The 21,106-nt window shown below is 64.8% G+C and carries 17 protein-coding genes, 2 pseudogenes and 1 riboswitch; of the genes and pseudogenes, 12 read left to right on the top strand and 7 right to left on the bottom strand.

Annotation, left to right across the window (positions count from 1 at the left end; all coding sequences use genetic code 11):
• Positions 1–53: 53 nt before the first annotated feature.
• On the bottom strand, positions 54–1,622 hold the full coding sequence (locus tag WAQ08_RS05395) for a DUF898 family protein (protein WP_422189733.1): 1,569 nt from the start codon (positions 1,620–1,622) through the stop codon (positions 54–56).
• 140 nt (positions 1,623–1,762) lie between these two features.
• On the opposite strand from WAQ08_RS05395, the gene WAQ08_RS05390 reads away from it, so the two are divergent.
• Complete coding sequence (locus WAQ08_RS05390; protein WP_422189731.1) at positions 1,763–2,383, top strand: glutathione S-transferase N-terminal domain-containing protein; 621 nt, start codon at positions 1,763–1,765, stop codon at positions 2,381–2,383.
• Positions 2,384–2,408: 25 nt separating this feature from the next.
• Here the strand turns inward: WAQ08_RS05390 and WAQ08_RS05385 are convergent, their stop codons facing one another.
• A complete protein-coding gene (locus WAQ08_RS05385) occupies positions 2,409–4,076 on the bottom strand; it encodes an FMN-binding glutamate synthase family protein (protein WP_422189729.1) in 1,668 nt (555 codons plus the stop codon).
• Positions 4,077–4,249: 173 nt separating this feature from the next.
• Positions 4,250–4,320: riboswitch (SAM riboswitch) on the top strand.
• A gap of 41 nt (positions 4,321–4,361) precedes the next feature.
• Here WAQ08_RS05385 and metX point away from each other — a divergent pair.
• Positions 4,362–5,600, top strand: a complete 1,239-nt coding sequence (metX, locus tag WAQ08_RS05380; RefSeq protein WP_422189727.1) for a homoserine O-succinyltransferase MetX — start codon at positions 4,362–4,364, stop codon at positions 5,598–5,600.
• Positions 5,597–6,193, top strand: a complete 597-nt coding sequence (metW, locus tag WAQ08_RS05375; protein WP_422189725.1) for a methionine biosynthesis protein MetW — start codon at positions 5,597–5,599, stop codon at positions 6,191–6,193. Before metX ends, metW begins: the two co-directional genes overlap by 4 nt.
• 48 nt (positions 6,194–6,241) lie before the next feature.
• Here the strand turns inward: metW and WAQ08_RS05370 are convergent, their stop codons facing one another.
• Positions 6,242–7,216, bottom strand: coding sequence for a porin (locus WAQ08_RS05370; protein WP_422189723.1), 975 nt, complete (start codon positions 7,214–7,216; stop codon positions 6,242–6,244).
• Positions 7,217–7,273: 57 nt separating this feature from the next.
• Between WAQ08_RS05370 and WAQ08_RS05365 the strand changes: the two genes are divergently transcribed.
• A protein-coding gene (locus WAQ08_RS05365; RefSeq protein ID WP_422189721.1) for an IS5 family transposase occupies positions 7,274–8,037 on the top strand; the annotation gives its coding sequence in 2 pieces (ribosomal slippage) (positions 7,274–7,592 and positions 7,592–8,037; 765 coding nt in all).
• A 272-nt stretch (positions 8,038–8,309) separates the two neighbouring features.
• On the opposite strand, the gene WAQ08_RS05360 is transcribed toward WAQ08_RS05365, so the two are convergent.
• From WAQ08_RS05360 to recQ, 4 genes and pseudogenes are all read right to left on the bottom strand, one after another.
• Positions 8,310–9,374, bottom strand: coding sequence for a porin (locus WAQ08_RS05360; protein ID WP_422189719.1), 1,065 nt, complete (start codon positions 9,372–9,374; stop codon positions 8,310–8,312).
• Between the two features lie 261 nt (positions 9,375–9,635).
• The gene (locus tag WAQ08_RS05355; RefSeq protein WP_422189717.1) at positions 9,636–10,628 is read right to left on the bottom strand and encodes a porin; all 993 of its coding nucleotides are present in this window, start codon (positions 10,626–10,628) and stop codon (positions 9,636–9,638) included.
• Between the two features lie 217 nt (positions 10,629–10,845).
• A pseudogene (locus tag WAQ08_RS05350) lies at positions 10,846–11,606 on the bottom strand (IS5 family transposase).
• 65 nt (positions 11,607–11,671) lie between these two features.
• Complete coding sequence (recQ, locus tag WAQ08_RS05345; RefSeq protein WP_422189715.1) at positions 11,672–13,528, bottom strand: DNA helicase RecQ; 1,857 nt, start codon at positions 13,526–13,528, stop codon at positions 11,672–11,674.
• Between the two features lie 205 nt (positions 13,529–13,733).
• On the opposite strand from recQ, the gene ssb reads away from it, so the two are divergent.
• The 8 genes and pseudogenes from ssb (at position 13,734) to WAQ08_RS05305 (ending at position 21,106) form a co-directional block, all read left to right on the top strand.
• Positions 13,734–14,252 (top strand): single-stranded DNA-binding protein, encoded by a 519-nt coding sequence (gene ssb / locus WAQ08_RS05340; RefSeq protein ID WP_422189713.1) that lies wholly within the window; start codon positions 13,734–13,736, stop codon positions 14,250–14,252.
• Between the two features lie 55 nt (positions 14,253–14,307).
• The gene (locus WAQ08_RS05335; protein ID WP_422189786.1) at positions 14,308–15,147 is read left to right on the top strand and encodes an IS3 family transposase; all 840 of its coding nucleotides are present in this window, start codon (positions 14,308–14,310) and stop codon (positions 15,145–15,147) included.
• Positions 15,148–15,164: 17 nt separating this feature from the next.
• Positions 15,165–15,434 (top strand): annotated as a pseudogene (locus WAQ08_RS05330) (efflux transporter periplasmic adaptor subunit); the annotation flags it as partial.
• Positions 15,431–16,852 carry an efflux transporter outer membrane subunit gene (locus WAQ08_RS05325; protein ID WP_422189711.1) on the top strand — a complete coding sequence of 474 codons (1,422 nt, stop codon included), beginning with the start codon at positions 15,431–15,433 and terminating at the stop codon, positions 16,850–16,852. The pseudogene WAQ08_RS05330 and the gene WAQ08_RS05325, both read left to right, overlap by 4 nt.
• Positions 16,853–17,008: 156 nt before the next feature.
• A complete protein-coding gene (locus WAQ08_RS05320) occupies positions 17,009–17,233 on the top strand; it encodes an acyl carrier protein (RefSeq protein ID WP_422189709.1) in 225 nt (74 codons plus the stop codon).
• Between the two features lie 5 nt (positions 17,234–17,238).
• Positions 17,239–18,666 (top strand): AMP-binding protein, encoded by a 1,428-nt coding sequence (locus tag WAQ08_RS05315; RefSeq protein ID WP_422189707.1) that lies wholly within the window; start codon positions 17,239–17,241, stop codon positions 18,664–18,666.
• A gap of 38 nt (positions 18,667–18,704) precedes the next feature.
• Positions 18,705–19,811 (top strand): acyl-protein synthetase, encoded by a 1,107-nt coding sequence (locus tag WAQ08_RS05310; protein ID WP_422189705.1) that lies wholly within the window; start codon positions 18,705–18,707, stop codon positions 19,809–19,811.
• On the top strand, positions 19,808–21,106 hold the full coding sequence (locus WAQ08_RS05305) for an acyl-CoA reductase (RefSeq protein ID WP_422189703.1): 1,299 nt from the start codon (positions 19,808–19,810) through the stop codon (positions 21,104–21,106). The genes WAQ08_RS05310 and WAQ08_RS05305 overlap by 4 nt, the downstream gene beginning before the upstream one ends.

Here is a 21,106-nt window from a genome sequence, read left to right as displayed (position 1 = left end):
CGGCGGGCAGGAAAAAGATCAACCCGCCATTGTACGAACTGCGTGCGGCACCCTCAAGCCGGCGGTGCGTGCCGGTGGGCCACCGAAAGCTGGGTTGGCATGCGCGACAGGTCGTCATCGCCCTGCGACACAGCCACCGAGGGGAACATCGTGGGCGGCGCTTCGCCCTGCCTGCGGGACCAGTAGGCCAGCAGGGTTTCCGGGTCCACGCGGCTGGACACCTTCACCGAGCGCAGCAGCAGGCCACGCAAGGCCACCGCTGCGGCGGGGTGGCGCCACCCCAGCGTGAGCACCGTCAGCAGGGCATGGCGCAGGGACAGACGCACGTAGCGCGCCACCGGCACCCGGGCACGGAAGCGCAGGTGGCGGTTGCCCGTGTGGCTCCAGACCAGATTGATCATCAGCGCGTGCACATAGGCCCGCACCACCAGGGCCGTCACCGCCAGCACGGGCAGGCTCACCGCGCCCCACACTGCCAGAGGAATGGACGCCACCGGCGCCTGACGCCAGGCCAGCCAGCCAGCCACACCCATGCACACGGCCCCTGCCGCCAGCACGCCAGCCAGCAAGCCCACGGCAATCGCCCGGCCGAACAGTTGCACGACATCACCCAGCCGGGCCTTCCATTGCAGGCGCAGCGGCCCCAGGCGCAGGTGTTCCTGGCGATAGCGGTAGTAGGTCCACACCGCGCGCGGCGCGCACAGCAGCCAGGCCACGGCCAGCACCCCGAACACCCCGGCACCCGCCAGGCTGCGCGCCTGCCAGGCCAGCCCGGCCGCCCAGATGGCGGCCACGGCGAGCCCCACGGGCAACAGCATCACGCGGCTCATGCCCTGCCAAGTGCCATCGAACCACAGGCGGCGGCCCGCCCAGGTCAGGCTGGCCACCCGTTGGTTGGTCTTGAGGTAGGCCATCAGCGGCCAGACGGCGCACCCCAGGCTCAAGCCCAGCATGCCCGCCCACAGCGAGCCCGACATCGCGCCCAGCACGCCCACCCACAGCGCCAGCAGCGTGGCATAGCGGGGCCACAACACCACCGTGGGCAGCCGGAAATCCAGCCGGTGCGAAGCCACACGGGTGTGGCGCAGGAAGAAGCGTTCACGCCGGCTCATGACCCAGGGCCAGGCCAGGCCCAACGACAGGACCATCACCAGCGCATGGCCCCACCACAGCCGGGCGTAGTCCTGCACACGGGCATCTACATGGACGCCGATCTTGAGCACCTCGCCCGGCGGCAGGCGCGGCACTTCGCGCGCGGGCTCGTGGGCATCGGCATCGGGCCAGGGCGCATCGCCTGCTGCCCTGCTCTGCGCCACGCCATCCTGCACGGCACGGGCGTGCGCATGCGCCCCCTGCTCACCCAACTCCGACAAAGCGCCGGGCAGGGTCGAGCCGATGGGTTGCATCACGCGAGAGGCGTCGGCCTCTCCGGACGAACTGGCCCACCAACCCGTGCTGGATGCCACCGAGTCGTTCGACGACACGTGCGCCGCCTCTTCAGGCGACGTTTCACGGCACTCGGTAGCAGGTTGTGCCACCGTGACAGGTGGCGGGCGATGCAGGTCGTCCAGATCGGCCAGCCGCACTACGCGCACAGTAGAACGGGAGGCATTCTGATTCATGATCAAACAGCAATAACTGTAACTGGACCTTTCTGCCCGTGGATGCTGGTTTGTCCCCCTCATTGGGTGGATGCGGCGCCTGGCCGCCCAATGGCCATCCCGTTTTGTAAAATCAGCGCCAATTCGAATCTTTCCAGACCATGAAACTGATCGGCTCCCTCACCAGCCCGTACGTCCGCAAAGTGCGCATTGTGCTGGCCGAGAAAAAACTCGACTACAAGTTCGACCTCGAGAACGTGTGGTCGCCCGACACCCGCATCCTTGAAGCCAACCCGCTGGCCAAGGTGCCCTGCCTGGTGATGGAGGGTGGCGAGGCCGTGTTCGACTCGCGCGTGATCGTCGAGTACGTGGACACGCTGTCGCCCGTGGGCAAGCTGATCCCGCTGGGTGGCCGCGAGCGTGTCGAGGTCAAGACCTGGGAGGCGCTGGCCGATGGCCTGCTCGATGCCGCCATCCTGGCGCGCCTGGAAGCCACCTACGACGGGCGCACCGAAGCCCAGCGCAGCCAGGTCTGGATCGACCGCCAGATGGCCAAGGCACATGCCAGCCTCAAGGCCATGAGCCAGGGCCTGGGCGAGCGTCCCTGGTGCACCGGCACCTACCACAGCCTGGCCGACATCGCCGTGGGCTGCGCCCTGGGCTACCTGGATTTCCGCTTCGCGCACATCGCGTGGCGCGGCGACTACCCCAACCTGGCGCGCCTGTACGACAAGCTCTCGCAACGCCAGAGCTTCATCGACACGGCACCGCCCGCGGCCTGATCGGGCGGGAAACGGCGGGAAACGCTCAGGGCGTGAACAGCGTGAAGCTGTCCACCTGGGCACCCAGCCAGTACTGCTCGAACACGGCCTGGGGCCAGGGCTCTTCGCCACGCTCGGCCGCCAGCAACTGGCCCTGACGCGCAAACGGCAACAGGTTCGACAAGCGCTGCACCTGGTGGCGCGACACACGGTGCACGATGTGGTCCGGCGTGATCTGCCCGGGGTGCGTGAGGCCCGCGGCCTGCACCAGCTCCTTCAGGGCGTACAGCGTGTTGTCGTGGTAGTGGTAGACGCGCTCGGCCTTGTCCGGCACCACCAGCGCGCGCTGGCGCATCGGATCCTGCGTGGTCACGCCCGTGGGGCAATGGCCTGTGTGGCAGCTCTGCGCCTGGATGCAGCCCAGCGAGAACATGAAGCCCCGCGCCGAATTACACCAATCGGCACCCAGCGCCATCATCCGCGCGATATCGAAGGCGCTGATCACCTTGCCAGCGCAGCCGATCTTCACGCGGTGGCGTTCGTTCAGGCCCACCAGCGTGTTGTGCACCAGCAGCAAGCCTTCCTGCAGCGGTGCGCCCACGTGGTCGGTGAACTCCAGCGGGGCCGCACCCGTGCCGCCTTCGGCCCCGTCCACCACGATGAAATCGGGCCACAGCCCCGTCTGCCGCATGGCCTTGACCATGGCGAACCATTCCCACGGGTGGCCGATGCACAGCTTGATGCCGAGGGGCTTGCCGCCTGACAACTGGCGCAGCCGCTCGATGAAATGCACCATCTCCAGCGGCGTCGAGAACGCGCTATGGCTGGCCGGCGAGATGCAATCCAGGCCCACCGGAATACCACGCGCACGCGCGATCTCCGGCGTCACTTTCGGGCCCGGCAGCATGCCGCCATGGCCCGGCTTGGCGCCCTGGCTCAGCTTGATCTCGATAAGCTTGACCTGGGGCTCGCTCGCGTTGGCCTTGAAGCGTTCTTCGTCGAAACCGCCCTTCTCGTCGCGGCAACCGAAGTAGCCCGAGCCGATCTCCCAGATCAGGTCGCCACCAGGTTCGCGGTGGTACTGGCTGATCGAGCCCTCGCCCGTGTCATGCGCAAAGCGGCCCTTGGCCGCGCCCTTGTTGAGCGCCAGGATGGCGTTGGCGCTGAGCGCGCCGAAGCTCATCGCCGAGACGTTGAACAGGCTGGCGTCATACGGCTGCGTGCAGGACGAGCCGCCCTCGCCGATGCGCACGCGGAAATCGTGCGAGCCGATGTGCGAGGGCACCAGCGAATGGCTGATCCATTCGTAGCCCTGCTCGCCCACATCCTTTTGCGTGCCGAAGGGGCGCTTGTCCGGCGCGCCCTTGGCCCGCTGGTAGACCAGCGACCGCTGCTGCCGCGAAAAGGGCGAGGCTTCGTTGTCGCTTTCGATGAAGTACTGGCGCATCTCCGGCCGGATGAACTCCAGCAGGTAGCGCAGGTGGCCGATCACCGGGTAGTTGCGCAGCACGGCGCGCTGCGTCTGGAACAGGTCGCGCACGCCCAGCAGCACGAAGAAGCCGCCCGCGGCCGCCAGGTACCAGTAACCGCTCCAGGCGGGATGCCCGCTTTCCAGCGCGAGCACCATGCCCAGCGCCGCCAGCACGCCGCACGAGGCCCAGGCCGCATAGCGGACGGGCACATGCTTGTTGAGTCTGCTCAGCCACTTCAGCATGGAAGCTCCCGGGAACGATTGTTGTCACCCACACCAAGACCCGATGGACACCCGATCGGCATTTTCGGATCCTAAAAAGCTTTTGCCCACCCCGCTGGGTCCAACAAGCAGGCCAATACCCGCCAATTTGCCGACTCGGCGCCCGAGCCCCTCTGGCGGGTTTGGCGCTACACTTCACCCACAGCGCCGATTTGTCCGGCTTGCGGGCGCTCTAAAAATGCCGCTAAAGAGGGGCACTTGCACCGGCCCCTGCTTGCGCAGCGTGGCCGGTTTTGTTTGGTGACCGTGACTTCTCAACAGCCCTCTCTCGGGGTCGTGACCCCGCAAAGCGTGCGTTTCGACACCCCGCTGCCCTTGCGCAGCGGCGCCCAGTTGCGTGACTACACGCTGGTCTTCGAAACCTACGGCACGCTCAACGCCGACCGCAGCAACGCGGTGCTGGTGTGCCACGCCCTGAACGCCTCGCACCACGTGGCCGGCCTGCATGCCGACGCCACCGGCCAGCCCATCCCCCGCAGCGAAGGCTGGTGGGACAACATGATCGGCCCTGGCAAGCCGCTGGACACCGACAAGTTCTTCGTCATCGGCATCAACAACCCGGGCTCGTGCTTCGGCTCCACCGGCCCCATGCACATTAACCCGGACACCGGCCGCATCTACGGCGCCAGCTTCCCCGTCGTCACGGTGGAAGACTGGGTCGATGCGCAGGCCCGCGTGCTCGACTTCCTGGGCATCGACCAACTGGCCGCCGTGCTGGGCGGCAGCCTGGGCGGCATGCAGGCCCTGAGCTGGACACTGCAGTACCCGCAGCGCATGCGCCACTGCGTGGCCGTGGCCACCGCGCCCAACCTGTCGGCCCAGAACATCGCCTTCAACGAGGTGGCCCGCCGTGCCATCATCACCGACCCCGATTTCCACGGCGGCCATTTCTACGCCCATGGCGTGGTGCCGCGCCGCGGCCTGCGCGTGGCCCGCATGATCGGCCACATCACCTACCTGTCCGACGATGTGATGGACGAGAAGTTCGGCCGCGAGATGGTCGGACGTGAAGCCGGCGAAGCGCCCCGCTACAGCACGCAGGACATCGAGTTCCAGATCGAGAGCTACCTGCGCTACCAGGGCGACAAGTTCAGCGACTACTTCGACGCCAACACCTACCTCTTGATCACCCGCGCGCTGGATTACTTCGACCCCGCGCTCACCTTCGGCGGCAACCTCACGGCCGCGATGGCACAAGCGGTGGCCAAGTTCCTGGTCGTGAGCTTCACCACCGACTGGCGCTTCTCGCCGGCCCGCTCGCATGAGATCGTCAAGGCCCTGGTGGACAACGGCCGCGACGTGGCCTACGCCGAAATCGACGCACCGCATGGCCACGACGCTTTTCTGCTCGACGACCTGCGCTACCTCAACGTGATGCGCGCTTACTTCGAGCGCATCGCCACCGAATTCACGCAGCCAACGCGCAGTGCTCTGGTGGCACCGCTCGCCGACGCACCCGTTGCCGCCACGGAGGCCGCACCATGACCGGCCACCATCAAGATCGCCTGGCGCGCATCGCCGAACTGGTGCCCCCGGGCTCGCGCGTGCTCGACCTGGGCTGCGGCAACGGCGCCCTGCTGGCCCTGCTGCGCGACCAGCGCCAGTGCACCGGCTACGGCGTCGAGATCGATGACACCCATGTACTCGAATGCGTGCAGCGCGGCGTCAATGTCCTGCAGCGCAACCTCGAAGACGGCCTGAGCATCTTCGACGACGGCTCCTTCGACGTGGTGCTGCAGCTGGACAGCCTGCAGAACCTGCGCAACACCGAAGCCATGCTGCGCGAGACCGCCCGCGTGGGCCGCATCGGCATCGTCAGCTTCCCCAACTTCGCGCACTGGCCGCACCGCCTGAGCGTGCTGCGCGGGCGCATGCCCGTGAGCAAGAGCCTGCCCTACCAGTGGTACGACACGCCCAACATCCGCGTGACCACCTTCAAGGATTTCGACACGCTGGCCCGCCAGAACGGCCTGCGCGTGCTGGAATCCTTCGGCCTGGATCCACAAGGCGACGAGATCCGCCGCTGGCCCAACCTGCGTGCCAGCACGGCCGTCTTCAAGTTCGAAAAAAAGGCCTGACGACCGAGGTTGCCAGGCCTTGCAGCACAGTGTTCCGGTAGAGACGGATCAGAAGCGGTGGCGGATGCCGAAAGCCACCGTGTTGCCAGCCTTGTAGCCAGCGCGGTCGTCGTCGTCACGCATGAAGACGGCGTACACGTCGGTGCGCTTGGACAGGAAGTGGTCGTAGCCCAGCGTCAGGATCTCGTGCTTGACGTCGCCCGACACCAGCTCCCGGGTCTGCGAGCCATAAGAGGCAAGCACCTTGCCATCGGCCGACACCGGCACGGCCACGCCCAGCTGGTACAGCTTGGTCTTGTAGTTCTCCGCAGCGGTCGGATAGTCCTTGTCCTTGTACTGACCGTACTGACCGAACAGCTTGACCACACCGAAGTCATAGCTGGCACCCAGCAGGGCAAAGGTCTGCTCCGCGCCATCGGGCACGTTGCCCTTGGGCGCTTCGGCCGACTTCACGCTCTGGTAGCCGAAGCCGATGGCGAACGGGCCGCTGGCATAGCCGGCCATGAAGCCCGTGCTGGTGCCTTCAGTTTGCGACTCACCCGGCTGCACTTGCACGGCCGCCGTGAAACCCGACAGGTTGGGCGTGTAGTAAGCGATGGAGTTGCTCCAGCCCGAGTCACCCTTGTCCGGACCCCACTTGCCGTAGGTCAGGCGGATGGTGGGCGAGAAGCCGAACGAACCACCATAGGGGTTGAAGGCCAGGGCCTGCTGGTACAGGAAGTTGTCCATGCGACCAATCACGACCTTACCGAAGTCACCAGCCAGCGCCACGTTGGCGGCACGGGCCCAGAACACGTCCGCGTTCGAACGGCCGGACGCACCGGAGTCCATGCGGATGAAGGACTCAAGCGTGAACATGGCCTTGAGGCCACCGCCCAGGTCTTCCGAGCCCTTGAAGCCGATGAAGCTGGTGGTCATCTGACCGCTTTCGACCTTGGTGGTGCTCTTGTTGTCGGCACTGCCATCCGTACCGGCGTACTGGAAGGAGCCGAACGACAGGTCGAGCAAACCATAGGCAGTCACACTAGGGCGTGTTAACGCTATTGGTGTTTTGGCTCCACTGTTTATAAAATCACAGGCATGGAAATCACGCCTGAGCAATTCGCGAAGATTGAACACTGCTTGCCGACTCAACGGGGCAACGTCAGTTTGAGCAATCTTCAAGTGATCAATGCGATCCTGTACGTGGCCGAGCACGGCTGCAAGTGGCGCGGCTTGCCAAAGCGCTTTGGCAATTGGCACACGATCTACACGCGCATGAATCGCTGGGCCAAAGCCGGGGTACTCGATCGCATGTTCGAAGAGCTGCAAAGGACTCAGGTCGTGCGCATCAAAATCGAGGCGGTGTCAATGGACTCCACCAGCATCAAGGTACATCCCGATGGCACGGGTGCGCTCAAAAAAACGGTCCCCAAGCCATTGGCAAGTCCCGAGGCGGATGGAACACCAAGATTCATATGGTTGCCGCGGATGCTAGAACAGCCATAACGTTCTCGCTGTCGCCCGGCCAGGCGCACGACGCAGTTGAAGGCCGTGCTTTGCTCAACCGCCTGGGGCCGCCCAATCGCCCCCTGCATCTGCTGATGGACCGGGCCTACGAAGGCAACGAAACCCGCCAACTCGCTCTGGACTTGGGCTTCATTCCCGTCGTCCCACCAAAGTCCAATCGCCTTGAGCCTTGGGACTATGACCGCGCCATGTACAAGCGCCGCAATGAGGTCGAGCGATTGTTCCGCCGACTCAAGGGCTACCGCCGCGTCTTCTCTCGCTTCGAGAAGCTCGACCTCATGTTTCTCGGATTCATCAGCTTCGTTCTCGTCGCCGACGGGCTTCGCATGTGTTAACACGCCCTAGATTGCGCATGCGCCACGCCCAACGTGCCCACGGAGAGGGCCACAGCGGCGAGTACTTGTTTTTGGGAGACGGACATGAAAACTCCTGAAGATCCGAAGACAAAAGTGGGGTCATGTGTGCACATGACTGTATACAGTTAGCAGGAGTCATGCCCGATTCAGATGCCCAAAATCGGTGCAGATGGAAACTGTTGCACCAGAATTGAACGCAAATAACGAAAAAGGCGCCCGAAGGCGCCTTTGGAGAGTTCAGCAGCGAGGGCTTAGAACGCGTGACGCACGCCCACGGCGAACACGTTGGCGGTGCTGTCGTTAATGGTGATGTCGCCGCTCAGCTTCTTGTTCGTAAACGCAGCATAGGCACCAGTGCGCTTGGAGATCGAGTGGTCGTAGCCAACAGCGAACTGCTTGAGCTTGGCTTCGCCGGTCAGGAAGTCATACTTGGTTTGACCGTAGGTGAGCAGGACGTTGCCAGCCGAGGTGACGGGAATGGTCGCACCGATCTGGTAGAACTTGTCTTTCTCGGTTTCGTTACCAGCGGCGTCCTGAGTCTTGATCTGAGCGTATTGGCCTTGCAGCTTCAGCACCCCGAAGTCGTAGCTGGCGCCCAGGCCCCAGTTCTTTTGACGAGCCACGTAGGCGGCATTGTCATTGCCCGAGGAAGTGTAGACGGCCATCACGCTCAGAGGGCCAGCGTTGTAGGTGCCGGACAGGGCGTAGTTGTCCTTCACGTCGCCAGCACCGGAAGCATTTTCCTTGGGGGCGTACTGCAGAGCGGCGGTGAAGCCGCCAAGGTTCGGCGTTTCGTAGGTGATCGAGTTCACCCAGCCAGTGTCGTAACCCAGTGCGGCGCCAGTGGCGTCACCCGACAGGCCATACCAGCTCACCATCGTGGGCGAGAAGGTCATCGAAGAACCGAAGGGGTTGTAGGTGTAGCCCAGGGTGAAGAAGGCGTTGCCGTATTGACCGATGATCGCGCGACCGAAACCGCCGCTCAGGCCAACCCACGAGGCACGGCCCCAGAAGCCACCTGCCATGTTGGTGTAGGTGGAACCGGTGTCGGTGCCCAGGAAGGATTCCAGAGCGAACTCGGCCTTCAGACCGCCGCCCAGATCCTCGGAACCAGCGACGCCGATGAAACTGGTCATCATGTTGCCGCTGCTCACCTGGGTGGTACGCTGAGTATCCCAGACACCAGCGGTCTGGGTGAAGGTTTCATACGAACCGAAAGCAGCGTCCACGTAACCGTACAGCTTCACTTCGGCTTGGGCAGCAGCGGCCATCGCCATCAGGGCGGCAGCAGCCACAACGTTCTTCTTTGCAAACATGCAGTTCTCCTAGCAGTGGGATGAAAACTCAGGGGCAACCCTTAAAGATTTAGTTGGCTGCCCGCTGCGCTGATTGTGTGAGCAATCTTTCGGCCAGCCCAAGTGCTTGGTCACCCGATCGTCACAATTGGGGGGGGCAAACGGTCTTTTCGTTGTTGTTCAACGACAAAATCACCTGATTCCGTTGCCATCAGACAACAAAAAGCGCCCCGGAGGGCGCCTTGGCGGATGCGACCTTCGCAGGTCGCGTCAGCAACTGGATCAGAACGCGTGGCGGACACCAACGGCGAACGAAGTGCCCGACTTGTCAGCCGGAGCCACCACGAAGTTGTGGCGGGTGTTGTTCACACCAATGTAGGCGCCGGTGCGCTTGCTCAGGCTGTGCTCATAGGCCAGCGACACTTCACGAGCCTTGGAACTGTCGTACTTGCCTTCGCCATACGAAGCCAGGATGTTGCCAGCGGCCGTGACGGGGATGCTCACGCCCAGTTGGAAGAACTTTTCCTTCTCGCTCAGGTTGCTCTGATCAGCTTGGCCGTACTGACCGAACAGCTTGGCGACGCCGAGGTCATAGCTGCCCCCCAGCACCCAGGTCTTCACATCGTCGTTGGCATTCAGGGCAACGTCTTGGTAGGTGAAGTTCACAGCCAGAGGGCCGGCAGCGTAGTTCAGAGCGGCGCCGATGTTGTCATCCGTGCCGTCGATTTCGCTGAAACCCATTTGCAGCGAGCCGGTGAAGCCCGACAGGTTGGGCGAGGTGTAGGTGATGCTGTTGCGCCAGTTGGCCGAGTAGCCAGGGGTCACGCCATTGACGGACGTACCCATCAGCAGGGAGGACGTCGAGAACAGACGCGAGTCAGCGCGGAAGGGGTTGAAGGCGTCGTTGGCCAGGAACAGCAGCGAACGTGCATTGCCCAGGGTGACGGTACCGAAATCACCGCTCAGACCGACCACGCTGGTACGGCCCCAGAAGTTGCTGGATTCGGTGGCAGCGCCGGTGTCCACATTGATGGAGCTTTCCAGCACGAAGAAAGCCTTCAGACCGCCGCCCAGATCTTCCTGGCCCTTGAATCCGATAAAGCTGTCACGCAGCGAACCAGACTCAACGCGCGTCGTAGCGTCAGCCAGACCGGGCTCTTCGAAACGGCCAAAGGACACATCCAAGTTGCCGTAGATCGACACTTGCGATTGGGCTTGAGCAGCGAAAGCGGCCAGCAGGGCGGCAGCGGCAATAGCGGTTTTCTTGGAAAACATCGTCATCTCTCCTAGCGGGGGTCGGGTTTTGGTGTGACTGGATTGTGACGACAGGCAGCACCACAATTGACCGAAAACCAAGCGAACCCCCTCTTTGTGGGCATCTATGCACTGTTTTTGTTCCTTTTTTGAGACAAATTGGTGCATTCACACAACAAATGACGGCTGAACTAGGGCGTGTCATCAATCAAATCCGACCATGTGACATGGAAATTCCTCAAGCCAGCCACACGATGGATGCAGCCAGATGGATGGCGCCGAGAAAGTTGCACGCCGTCTTGTCATAGCGCGTGGCAATGGCCCGGTACTGCTTGAGCCGCGCGAACAAGTTCTCGACCAGATGCCGCGCCTTGTACAGGTCCCGGTCAAGTTCGCGGGGCTGCTTGTTCGTCGCCCGCCAAGGAATGACCACGGGCTTGCCCCTGGCCAGCAACGGCTCGATCACCCGGGCCTGGGCGTCGTAGGCCTTGTCTGCGATGACGGTTTGGGCTGGGGTGTCCTCAAGCAGCTCATCGGCCCCCTGAAGGTCATGGGCCTGGCCCGGCGTGAGGTGAAAGCCCGTGGGATTGCCCAGCGCGTCGACCGTGGCGTGGATCTTGGTGCTCAGCCCGCCCCGGCTGCGCCCGAGGGCCTGTTTCTGTGGATCCCCCCTTTTGCACCAGCACTGTGCTGGTGGGCACGCACGATGGTGGCATCGATCATCGCGTACTCGTTGTGCGCATCCTGCGCCAGGGCCTGGAACACCCGCTGCCACACGCCAGTGCGGCTCCAACGCGAGTGGCGCGTGTGCACGACGCGGAAATCGCCAAAGCGCTCGGGCAGGTCTCGCCAGGGGATGCCTGCGCGGTAGCGATACAGAACGGCATCCACGAACAGCCGGTTGTCTTTGGCCGTGGCTCCTGGCTGTCCCGCTTGGCCTGGCAGCAGATTCTCAATCTGTGTCCATTGGGCATTGCTGAGGGCGTATCTCTTGGTCATTCCTGTCAACATGGGGCTCGGCGGCTGACCATCAACCCTCAAGGGGGATCGATTGATGACACGCCCTAGCCCTTCAGGACCTCCAGCAGCGCATCTCCATAGGCCTGAAGTTTCTTGGTCCCCACACCGGTGATGCCACCCAGTTCTCCCAGCGTCTGGGGCCCGAGTTGCGCCATCTCGGCCAGGGTCGCGTCATTGAAGACGATGTAGGCGGGCAGGTTGTGCTCCTTGGCCACGCCCGAGCGCCAGGCCTTGAGGGCATCGAAGCGCTCTCGGGCGGCAGCGTCCAGGTGGGCCGGCGCAGCCGAGGCGCCCTTGCCGCCTTTGCGCGACGACGAGGACTTGCCCGAGCGCCGAGGCGCATCACGGGCCTCCCGCAGGATCAGGGTCACCTCGCCCTTGAGCACGGCGCGGGCGCTGTCGGTGAGCGTCAGGGTATTGAACTCGCCCTCGGCCACCACATGGCCCAGCGCCACCAACTGGCGCAGCACGGCGCGCCAGTGCTGCTCGCTCAGGTCGGCGCCGATGCCGAAGGTGCTGAGCTGGGCATGGTCATACTGGGTGACCTTGTCGGTGTGCTTGCCGCGCAGCACATCGATCAGGTGGCCGGCGCCAAAGCGCTGGCGGCCGTGCTGCCAGAAGCGGTAGATGCCACTGAGCATCTTGCGGGCAGCCTCGGTGCCGTCCCAGGTGGCGGGCGGGTTCAGGCAGTTGTCGCAGTTGCCGCAAGGCTGGCTGGCTTCGCCGAAGTAGTCGAGCAGGCGCACTCGGCGGCAGTCGTGGGCCTCGGCCAGCGCCAGCAGGGCGTCGAGCTTCTTGCGCTGCACCTGCTTGAACTCTTCGTGCGCGGGGCTGTCATCGATCAGGCGGCGCTGCTGGACGACATCGGCCAGGCCGTAGGTGAGCCAGGCTTCAGCGTCTTCGCCATCGCGGCCGGCGCGGCCGGTCTCCTGGTAGTAGCCTTCGATGTTCTTGGGCAGGTCCAGGTGGGCCACGAAACGCACGTCGGGCTTGTCGATGCCCATGCCGAAGGCGATGGTGGCGACCATGACGATGCCGTCCTCGCGCAGGAAGCGGTCCTGGTGACGCTGGCGCACGCCCGAATCCAGGCCCGCGTGGTACGGCAAGGCGTTGACGCCCTGCTGACTGAGCCACTCGGCCGTCTCTTCCACCTTGCGGCGCGACTGGCAGTAGACGACGCCGGCCTCGCCTTCGTGCTCGTCGCGGATGAAGCGCAGCAGTTGGGCACGTGGGTTGTCCTTCTCGACCAGGCTGTAGCGGATATTGGGGCGGTCGAAGCTGCTGATGAACAGGCGCGCGTCCTGCAGTTGCAGGCGCTCGACGATGTCGGCACGGGTGTGCTCATCCGCCGTGGCGGTGAGCGCGATGCGCGGTACATCGGGATAGCGCTCGTGCAGCACGCTCAGGCCCAGATAGTCTTCGCGGAAGTCGTGGCCCCACTGGCTGACGCAATGCGCCTCGTCGATGGCGAAGAGGCTGAGCAGGCCGCGCTCGTTGAGCGAATCGAGCTGGGCCAGGAAGCGCGGCGTGGTCAGGCGCTCGGGGGCGGCGTAGAGCATCACCAACTGGCCCGACATCATCATGCGTTCGATGCGCTGCACATCGTCGAGCTGCAGGGTGCTGTTGAGGAAGGCGGAGGCCACGCCGACTTCATCCAGTGCGCCGACCTGGTCGTGCATCAAGGCGATCAGAGGGGAGACGACGATGGTGACGCCCCGGCCGGCGCGGTGGCGCGCGATGGCCGGCACCTGGTAGCACAGGCTCTTGCCGCCGCCGGTGGGCATGAGCACCAGGGCATCGCTGCCACCGGCCACGTGGTCGACGATGGTCTGCTGCTGGCCGCGGAAGGCCGGGTAGCCGAACACCTCGTGCAGGATCTCAAGGGGTGTCGTGGTCGGCATGGTCGGGTCGCGGCAACAAAGTGGCAGGTAGGCGGAAGGCCGGATTGTCCGTGCTTTCCGAAGGCCCGGTATTGCGGATCGCGGGTTTTCCCGTTCGCACCTCGGGGGCCCTCTCCGGAGGGTGGTCGGCCCGATCGCTGCGGCGATAATGGCGGCGCTAACCAACGCAAGCTTATTTAACCAACCGACAATAGGATTTCTGGCCATGGCCTCGATCAACAAAGTCATCATCATCGGCAACCTGGGTCGCGACCCCGAAGTGCGCTACACCCCCTCCGGCGCCGCCGTCTGCAACGTGTCCGTGGCCACCACGCGCAACTGGAAAGACAAGAACAGCGGCGACAAGGTTGAAGAAACCGAATGGCACCGCGTGGTGTTCTACGACCGCTTGGCCGAGATCGCCGGCGAGTACCTGAAGAAGGGCCGCTCGGTGTACGTCGAAGGCCGCCTGAAGACCCGCAAGTGGCAGGACAAGGACGGCAAGGACACCTACACGACCGAAATCGTGGCCGAGAACATGCAGCTGCTGGGCGGCCGTGAAGGCGGCGGTGGTGGTTATGGCGGTGGCCGTGACAGCGGCGGCGACGAAGGCTTCAGCCGCGAGCCGGCCGAGAACAGCCGCCCGGCCGCGCGTTCCGCAGCCCCGGCACCACGTGCGCCTGCTCCCGCCCCCTCGAAGTCGTCGACCGGCTTTGATGACATGGACGACGACATCCCCTTCTGATATCTGTCTGCGCTGAGCCAGACAACAGAAAGCCCCGCAAGACAAGCGCCAGGCCATCGCCAGGATGCTGGAGCACGCCCAGATCTCCGAGCGCAGGACCTGCCGTCTTATGGGGCTGTCTCGCGATGCCTGGCGCCATCCTCCGCAGCCAGACGAGCATACGGTGCGTCTGAGCGAACGCATTCATGCAGCGGCGGCGCTTTGGATATCGCCGTGTGCACGACATGCTGCGCAAAGAGTTTCCGGGCACCAACCACAAGAAGGTGTTTCGGCTCTACCGCGCGCAAGGCCTGGTTGTCCGCAAGCGCAGCAAGACCGTGGCGAGCGAACACCTCTGGTGGCCGCTGCCCGGGTCAACCAAACCTGGAGCCCGGACTTTGTCAGTGATTCGCTGGCCAACGGCCCGCGCATCAAATGCCTGACGATTGCCGATGACTTCACCCATGAGTGCGTCGACATCGCTGTGGATCTGTCAATGCCTGGGGCCTATGTCACTCGTGTCCTGGAGAGGTCGGCAAGATTCAGAGGCTACCCAGAAGCGATCAGGACGGACAACGGACCCGAGTTCACTTGCCGGGCTTTCATGGCCTGGATGCAGGCGCGAGGTATCCAGCACATCCTGATTCAGCCGGGTAAGCCAACCCAGAACGCCTACATCGAGAGCTTCAACGGCAAGTTCAGGGATGAATGCCTCAACGAGAACTGGTTTGAATCCTTGACCCAGGCCCGTGAGGTCATCGCCATTTGGCTCCAGGATTACAACGAGGTCCGACCGCACGGAACGATTGGCCGGATTCCTCCGGCTGAGTTCGCCGCCAAACGCCGCGACCCCAACCCATCAACCACCGAGGCAAGAATCGTTAACCTGCAAACCCTTGGACCTCTCTCCAACTGATTGGTATGGCTGGAGGGGGCAGGTCAGAGAGCATCGCCGCCGGCATTGCCGACCGCGACCGCTCCACCAGTGCCAACCTGCTGCCCAGCGTGAACCCCACTTTCAACTGGGTGCGGCTGGCGCAACGCATCCCCGTGCGGGTCAAGCTGGCGCCCCTGCCCGATGGCGTGCACCTGGTGGCCGGGCAGACGGTGACGGTGAAAGTGACCGGGCCAGTCACCGCGAACCAGCGCCCAAGCAGGCAGCCGACGCAGCCCCAGCCAAGCACACCAGGGGATGAGCCATGACACGCACCGTTCTCCCTGACCGATCACAGCCGATCAAGCTGGCCCTGAGCCTGAGCTTGCTGGCCCTGCTGGCCGCCTGCAGCACCACACCCGTGGGCCCGAACTACCAGGTGCCTGATACCGCGCAGATCAAGGCACCATCGGCCAAAGGGTCCTTCCTGTCGGCGGCCAAGTCTGCCAAGCAAGGCTCGGCCGGCGCGCTCTACAGCACCGAGCCGCTGCCCGCACGCTGGAGGCATCTGTATGACGATGCCGTGCTCGACCGGCTGATCGACCAGGCCCTGGCCCACAACACCGATCTACGCCAGGCCGCCGCCAACCTGGAGGGCGTGCAAGCCCTGCAGGCCGAGGTCGACAGCAGCCAGCGCCCCCACCTGAGCGTGAACGGCCGCCCCGGCTATGGCCATGTCTCCGGCCCGTCCGTGCTCAAGCCGGGCACCGTGCCCCGCACGCAGGGCACCTACAGTGCCGGCCTGTCGCTCTCGTACCAGATCGACGCCACCGGCCAGATCCGCCGCGCCATCGAAGCCGCCCAGGCCGCCTTGGAGCTGTTCCGCGTGCACGTGGTCGCCAGCACGGCCCGCGCCTATGCCAGGGTCTGCGCCAGCGGGCTGCGCCTGCAGACGGCAGAGACCTCGGTGCGCCTGCAGCAGCAAGCCTTGCAAGTGGCCGAACGCCTGCAGGGGGCCGGCCGTGTCGGCCCGATCGACACCGCCCGTGCCCGCAGCCAGCTGGAGCAGTTGCAGGCCACCCTGCCGCCGCTGCAGGCCCAGCGCCAGGCCGAGCTATTCCAGTTGGCCACGCTGATGGGCACGCCGCCGCGCATCACCAGCGTGCTGCCCGTGGGCGATGGCACCGCGCTGCTCAAGCGCCGCCCGGATGTGCGCCAGGCCGAGCGCGAACTGGCCGCCGCCACCGCCCACATCGGCGTGGCCACGGCCGATCTGTATCCCAAGATCACGCTGGGGCTGTCGGCCGGCTCGGCCGGACCGCTCTCCGACTTCGGCCGCAAGGACACCACCAGCTGGAGCCTGGGGCCGCTGATCTCATGGAGCATCCCCGACACCGGCGCCGTGCAGGCCCGCATCGAGCAGGCCGAAGCCAGCACGCGCGGCGCCCTGGCGCACTTCAACGGCACCGTGCTGACCGCCCTGCGCGAGACTGAGACCGCCCTGGACGCCTACGCCCACGAGTTGGACCGCCGTGCAGCGCTACAGGCCGCACGCGATGCCGCCGCCACCGTGGCCGACCAGGCCCGACGCCTGTACCAGGGCGGCAAGACCGGCTACCTCGACAGCCTGGACGCCGAGCGATCCCTGGCCGCGAGCGAAGCCGCCCTGGCCGGCTCACAAGCCCAACTGGCCGATGAGCAGATCAAATTGTTCATGGCTTTGGGGGGGGGTGGCTGGGAGCCCTGAAAGGGCCCTGCCAAGAAATTGGTCCAGGCGCCATGACCTGCGCCCCGACGCATGAAATGCCCGGCCATTTGCCGATGACTCCGGCCAATCAAGCAACGCAGGATCGGTTAACCTGCCAAACGTCCGGACCTATCTCCAACCCCTGAGAACACTTCAATGGAAGACAAGCTACAGAAGATCTTTGCCGACAGTCTTGGCCTGAAGACCGAAGAGATCACCGACGACCTGAGCTATGCCACGATTGCACAGTGGGATTCGGTGGCTCACATGTCACTGATCGCGGCCATTGAAGAAGGGTTCGACATCATGATCGATGCGGAAGATGTCATCGACATGAGCAGTTTTGCCAAAGCCAAGGCGATCGTCGCGAAATACCTCTGACAGCGATGCCTGAGGCAATGGCCAAAGCGATGTTCTGGGAAGGACCTTGCACGCCATCCGACCGTGTGGCGGTCATTGACGAGCACGGACATCAGATCAGCTATGCCGATCTGTTCGCTAAGGTGGATGCAGCGGCGACGCACCTGCAGTCGATGCCCCCCCGCCAACTGGGCCTGCTCTTCACCAGCAACACGCTGAGCAGCCTGGTGGCCTATCTGGCCTGCCTGCAGGCGCGCCATGTGCCCCTGCTGTTGCCCGCGGGCATGACGCCGGAACTGGCTGCGGCCCTCCAGGCCCACTACCAACCCGACTGGGTCATCGGCGCGCACCTCGAAGGCCCGCTTCTGGCAGGCACCCAATGGCCCATTGTTCGGCGCATCGTTCAGCCCATCGCTGGTGCAGGGACAAGCCCTCGCCCCGCCTGCGACCTGGCCCCTGAACTGGGGCTACTGCTCAGCACCTCGGGCAGCACGGGCAGCCCAAAGCTGGTTCGCCTGTCTTACGGCAACCTGCAAGCCAATGCCGAGTCGATTGCCCAGTACCTGAGCTTGACGGCCGATGAGCGGGCACTGACCGTTTTGCCGCCGCATTACTCCTACGGCCTCTCGGTAATCCACAGCCATCTGCACGCGGGGGCCTCACTGGTACTGCGCGACGTCAGTGTGCTCACACCCGCGTTCGCGGACACCATTCGCGCCTGCGGCGTCACCTCCATCTCTGGCGTGCCGTACATCTATCAGATGCTGTGGCGCACGGCTTTTCACAAGCAAGATCTTCCATCCCTGCGCACCCTGACCCAGGCGGGCGGTCGGCTCGATGACAAGCTCACCAAGGCCTGGTCCCAGGTGGCCGATGAACGCGGCTGGCGCTTTTTCTGCATGTACGGGCAAACCGAGGCCACGGCCCGCATCAGCCATGTGCCGCCGCAGCGTCTGGCAGACAAGGTGGGCTCCATCGGCATCGCCATCCCCGGAGGCCGCCTGGAGATCGATCCGCAGAATTCCGAGCTGATCTACACCGGCCCCAACGTCATGCTGGGCTACGCCACCTGCCGCGAGGATCTGGCGCTGGGCGACGAACAGCACGGCGTGCTGCGCACGGGCGATGTGGCACGGCAGGATGAGGACGGCTTCTTCTACATCACGGGGCGGCTCAAGCGCTTCATCAAGCTGGCCGGCAACCGCATCGGGCTGGACGAGGTCGAACACCAACTCCAGCAGGAGGTGGCGCTCCCCGTCATGGCGGCAGGGCAGGACGAACGCCTGGTGCTGTGGCTGGAAGCCACCGACGAGGCCCTGGTCGACCAAACCCGGCAGTGGCTGGCCAAGCGATTTGGCATCCACCACAGCCTGTGCCGCATCAGGCTGGTGGACAGCCTGCCCCTGCTGAGTTCGGGCAAGAAGGATTATTCCGCCATGCTGGCCGACAGCTGACCCCGCCAGGATCACCCATGACTGGACACGAGCTTGCCATGCCCTCCGATGCGGCGCCCCCTTTTCCAGGCCTGGCCATCGGCCTCGATGCCCCGCCCTACCAGTTGCCTGCGGCACAGAAGCAGCCCTTGCTGCTCTCCGCGCTGAACGCGCTGACCGAATGGCATGTGCAGCGCTGCCCCCCCTACGCCCATGCGCGCGCACGCATGTTTGCAGCGGGCGCGGCCACCTGCCGCGAAGAGCTGCCCTGGCTGCCGGTACGCCTGTTCAAGACGCAGGAGCTGCTCAGTGCCGAGCCGGCGCAGATCATCAAGACGCTGACCTCCAGCGGCACCACGGGACAAGCCGTGTCGCGCATCTACCTCGATCGGGAAACCTCGCTGCGCCAGACGCGGGTGCTGACCACCATCATGGCCAGCTTTCTGGGCAAACAGCGCTGGCCCATGGTCATCGTGGACAGCGCCGATCTGCTCAAGGACCGCAGCAAGTTCAACGCACGTGCAGCGGGGATCCTGGGGTTCTCGGTGTTCGGGCGGCAACACCATCACTGCCTCGATGAACACCTCGATGTGCAGATCGACCAGCTCGAGGCCTTCCTCGCCCAGCACCGTGGCACGCCCATCCTGGTGTTCGGTTTCACGTTCGTGGTGTGGCAGCGCCTGCTGCAGGCCGTGATGGCGCAAGGCCGCCGACTGGATTTCGGACCCGGCAGCACCCTCATCCACGGTGGCGGCTGGAAGCGCCTGCAAGATCAGCAGGTGGACAACGCCACGTTCAAGGCCCTGCTCAAGGCGCATCTGGGGCTGGAGCGTGTCTTCAACTACTACGGCATGGTCGAGCAGGTGGGCTCCATCTTCATGGAGTGCGAGCACGGCCACCTGCATGCCCCGATGTTTGCCGACGTCATCGTGCGTGACACCATTACCCTGGAGCCGCTGCCACCCGGGCGTGAAGGCGTCGTACAGGTACTGAGCGCCCTGCCGGTGAGCTACCCCGGCCATGCCCTGCTGACCGAGGATCTGGGCGTGCTGCATGGCGAAGACGACTGCCCTTGCGGGCGCATGGGGCGGCACTTCTCCGTGCTGGGCCGTCTTCCCCAGGTGGAGTTGCGTGGGTGCAGCGATACGAGGGCCATTCCCGCATGAGCCAGATTCTGTTCTTCCTGGGCGTTGCACCCACCACCAGCCTGGCAGAGGCCCTGGCCCGCAGCGCCGCGCTGCCCGCCTGGGCGCCCTTTGATCCACGCGCGCTCGCCTTCGTGGGCAAGTTCTCGCAGAAGCTGCTCACCCATCCCCGGATCCGTGACTTTCCAGAGCTGGCGGCCCTGGCCCACTGGTTCCGTGCGGCCCGGCTCCGTGATTGGGCGCAGGGTCGCCAACAGCCGGCCCATGCGGTGCTGCGCGGGCGCGGCTTGGTGTTCCACCTGGCGCCCGCCAATGTCGACTCTGTCGCCATGTACTCGTGGCTGATCGCCCTGCTGGCGGGCAACGTCAACTGGGTGCGGGTGTCGCAGAAGCCGTCTGCCCAGTTCGATTTCATCCTCACCGTCTTGCAGCAGACGCTGGCCGATGAGGCTGTGGGCCGGGCGGTGGCCAGCCGGGTGGTGCTCTTCACCTATCCTCACGATGAGGCCGTGACGCGCACCGTCTCGGCCGCCGCCATGTGCCGCGTGGTCTGGGGCGGCGACGCCACGGTTGCCGCCATCCGCGCCATCCCCTTGCGTCCCAGCGCGACCGAGCTTTGCTTCCCCGACCGGTTTTCTGCTGCGGCGATCCATGCGCGCGCGCTCCTGGACCTGGATGAAGCGACGCTGCGTACCCAGGCAGCAGCGTTCTACAACGATGCCTTCTGGTTCGCCCAGCAAGCCTGCTCGTCGCCCCGGCTGCTGGCCTGGGTCGGCGATGACGCCGATTGCGCTCAGGCGCAGCAACGCTTCTGGGCCGCCGTGCAGGCACAGGTGGCGGCCCTGCAGCCCGAGAACACCGCCGCCATGCACATGGGCCGGCTGGGGGCTGTGTTCGACATGGCCGCCCAGGCACTGGCCCACCCCGTGGCCGGGCAGTTGGCGGGCGCGCACCCCATGCGCCTGGCCATGGAGCAAACACTGCAACCCGCCCTGAAGACCCTGCACTGCGGCAATGGCCTGTTCCTGGAGCAGCGCCTGGACCAGTTGCGTGATCTGGCCCCGCAATTGAGCGACAAGGAGCAGACCTTGGCGGTGCTCGGGTTCGATCGCACCGAACTGCTGGACTTTGTCGATCGCCTGCCGCCACGAGCGATCGACCGCATCGTGCCCTTCGGGGAAGCCTTGAGCTTTGCCCCTGTCTGGGATGGCATGGATCTGTTTGCCGCCTTCACGCGCCAGATCAGCCTGCCGCCCGAATCCGGTCATCGCGATGATCGCAACGACCGCAACGACCGTCCACCACGAGGGATTTGA

The organism is Aquabacterium sp. (genome assembly GCF_049274795.1).
GTDB lineage: Bacteria > Pseudomonadota > Gammaproteobacteria > Burkholderiales > Burkholderiaceae_C > Aquabacterium.
The sequence above is the reverse complement of the archived record's forward strand: the minus strand, read 5'-3'. Positions and strand labels throughout refer to the sequence as shown.